At 53.9% G+C, this 3050-nt stretch carries 2 tRNA genes and 2 rRNA genes (1 of these 4 cut by a window edge); all 4 read left to right on the top strand.

The features are described from left to right. The first annotated feature begins 218 nt into the window (after window positions 1–218). Window positions 219–1744, top strand: a 16S ribosomal RNA gene (locus AAAH86_RS14980). 107 nt (window positions 1745–1851) lie between these two features. Beyond that, window positions 1852–1925: transfer RNA gene (locus AAAH86_RS14975), tRNA-Ile, on the top strand. Window positions 1926–2084: 159 nt separating this feature from the next. Next, window positions 2085–2158: transfer RNA gene (locus AAAH86_RS14970), tRNA-Ala, on the top strand. 282 nt (window positions 2159–2440) lie between these two features. Further along, window positions 2441–3050, top strand: a 23S ribosomal RNA gene (locus AAAH86_RS14965) (it continues 2248 nt past the right edge of the window). The 16S and 23S rRNA genes sit together here with 2 tRNA genes alongside, the layout of an rRNA operon.

Raw genomic sequence — 3050 nt, 5'->3', positions numbered from 1 at the left:
TATATTTGCACCCGCTTTGCTGGTAAGCGAGGTGGAATTGGGGCAGTTTTTTGGAGGTCGGGAGGCCTTATTTTATGCCCCTGTTTTTTTGAAAAGTTCATGTACATATCGGAAAATTGACAGCGTAAGGACCGATTGACATCGGTCCGAATCAAAGAGAGAGAACCATTTTGTTTTGCCGGGAGGGGCCTTTGTCGGGGAGAGTCATTTATGACACAACGATGAAGAGTTTGATCCTGGCTCAGGATGAACGCTAGCGGCAGGCCTAACACATGCAAGTCGGACGGTAACAGGGAAAAGCTTGCTTTTCCGCTGACGAGTGGCGCACGGGTGCGGAACGCGTATCGAACCTGCCCCCTTCAGGGAGATAGCCCAGAGAAATTTGGATTAATACCCCATGGTATCGAAGTACCGCATGGTACATTGATTAAAGATTTATCGGAAGGGGATGGCGATGCGTGCCATTAGCTGGTTGGTAAGGTAACGGCTTACCAAGGCGACGATGGCTAGGGGCCCTGAGAGGGGGATCCCCCACACTGGTACTGAGACACGGACCAGACTCCTACGGGAGGCAGCAGTGAGGAATATTGGACAATGGCCGGAAGGTTGATCCAGCCATGCCGCGTGCGGGATGAAGGCCCTACGGGTCGTAAACCGCTTTTGTACGGGAAGAAACCCGGGCACGTGTGCCCGGCTGACGGTACCGTAAGAATAAGGACCGGCTAACTCCGTGCCAGCAGCCGCGGTAATACGGAGGGTCCGAGCGTTATCCGGAATCATTGGGTTTAAAGGGTCCGCAGGCGGGCCTGTAAGTCAGGGGTGAAAGGCCACGGCTCAACCGTGGGACTGCCCTTGATACTGCAGGCCTTGGGTCATGGTGAGGTTGCCGGAACATGTGGTGTAGCGGTGAAATGCATAGATATCACATAGAACACCGATCGCGAAGGCAGGTGGCCAACCATGTACCGACGCTGATGGACGAAAGCGTGGGGAGCGAACGGGATTAGATACCCCGGTAGTCCACGCCGTAAACGATGGACACTAGCTGTCGGGCCCTTGGGCTCGGCGGCCAAGCGAAAGTGATAAGTGTCCCACCTGGGGAGTACGTTCGCAAGAATGAAACTCAAAGGAATTGACGGGGGCCCGCACAAGCGGTGGAGCATGTGGTTTAATTCGATGATACGCGAGGAACCTTACCAGGGCTTAAATGCAGTCTGACAACCCCAGAGACGGGGCTTCCTTCGGGCAGATTGCAAGGTGCTGCATGGTTGTCGTCAGCTCGTGCCGTGAGGTGTCAGGTTAAGTCCTATAACGAGCGCAACCCCTGCCGTTAGTTGCCAGCATGTAAAGATGGGGACTCTAACGGGACTGCCGGTGCAAACCGCGAGGAAGGTGGGGACGACGTCAAATCATCACGGCCCTTACGTCCTGGGCCACACACGTGCTACAATGGCCGGCACAGAGGGAAGCCACCCCGCAAGGGGGCGCGGATCTTGAAAACCGGTCACAGTTCGGATCGGGGTCTGCAACCCGACCCCGTGAAGCTGGAATCGCTAGTAATCGCAGATCAGCCATGCTGCGGTGAATACGTTCCCGGGCCTTGTACACACCGCCCGTCAAGCCATGGAAGCCGGGAGTGCCTGAAGTCCGTCGCCGCAAGGAGCGGCCTAGGGCAAGACCGGTGACTAGGGCTAAGTCGTAACAAGGTAGCCGTACCGGAAGGTGCGGCTGGAACACCTCCTTTCTAGAGAAGACGCCCGGCGGGGCCCCTCTCCGGCAGGCAATGTGGTCCCCTCTCTTTCCGCTGTCACCGATATGTCATATATAATGTTTGGTAAAGGATGCCAATACAGTCTCATAGCTCAGCTGGTTAGAGCGCTACACTGATAATGTAGAGGTCGGCAGTTCGAGTCTGCCTGAGACTACTTGTGAAATTTTGAATTTAGAATTACGAATTCAGAATTTGCAAAAGTTCATCAGAAGTATTGAAAGGGAAATTTTAGAAGTTGAGTTATCACGTTATGGTGAGCCGTTTCAAGACTGTTAACTGTTAACTGATAACTGTTGACTGTTAACTGAAAAACGGGGAATTAGCTCAGCTGGCTAGAGCGCCTGCCTTGCACGCAGGAGGCCACCGGTTCGACTCCGGTATTCTCCACACTTAGATGTGAGATTCCAGATGTGGGATATGAGATGTTCAAAGTGTTCCCTTATAGGTTCACCTTGGGGTCTAAAATCTCAAATCTAACGTCTGACATCTATAAAAGTTCATTGACATATTGGGACGTAGCGTGCCGCTTTTGCGGCATGCGAAGTCAAACTCCACGCGATTGATATCCGTGGAGACGAAACACGTAGTAGATAAGTAAAGAAACAATTTTACTTGTGACATAATCAAAATAAGGATTACGAGAGGGCACATCCGCCTTTGGCGGATAGTGCGACAAGCAAGAGAAGGGCGTATGGGGGATGCCTAGGCTCCCAGAGGCGACGAAGGACGCGATAAGCTGCGAAAATCCGCGGGGAGCTGCACATGAGCATTGATCCGCGGGTGTCCGAATGGGGCAACCCACCATATTGAAGATATGGTACCTGCCGTAAGGCAGGGGCGAACCCGCCGAACTGAAACATCTAAGTAGGCGGAGGAGGAGAAAACAAGAGTGATTCCGGCAGTAGCGGCGAGCGAAACCGGAACAGCCCAAACCGACATGGTTCCGGCCATGTCGGGGTTGTAGGACCACGGCATTGCGTGCGCGACGAACGGGAACCGGTTGGAAAGCCGGGCCACAGCGGGTGACAGCCCCGTACCGGTAAGGAACGTTACGCATAGTGGTATCCTGAGTAGCGCGGGGCACGTGAAACCCTGTGTGAAACTGGCGGGACCATCCGCCAAGGCTAAATACTCCTGGGAGACCGATAGTGAACCAGTACCGTGAGGGAAAGGTGAAAAGAACCCCGAACAGGGGAGTGAAAAAGACCCTGAAACCATACGCCTACAAGCGGTCGGAGTCCGCCTTTGGCGGATGACGGCGTGCCTTTTGCATAATGAG

The organism is Allomuricauda sp. d1 (genome assembly GCF_039592695.1).
In the GTDB taxonomy this organism is placed as follows: domain Bacteria; phylum Bacteroidota; class Bacteroidia; order Flavobacteriales; family Flavobacteriaceae; genus Flagellimonas_A.
Note: the sequence above shows the minus strand (reverse complement) of the source record. Positions and strands in the feature narration are given on the sequence as shown.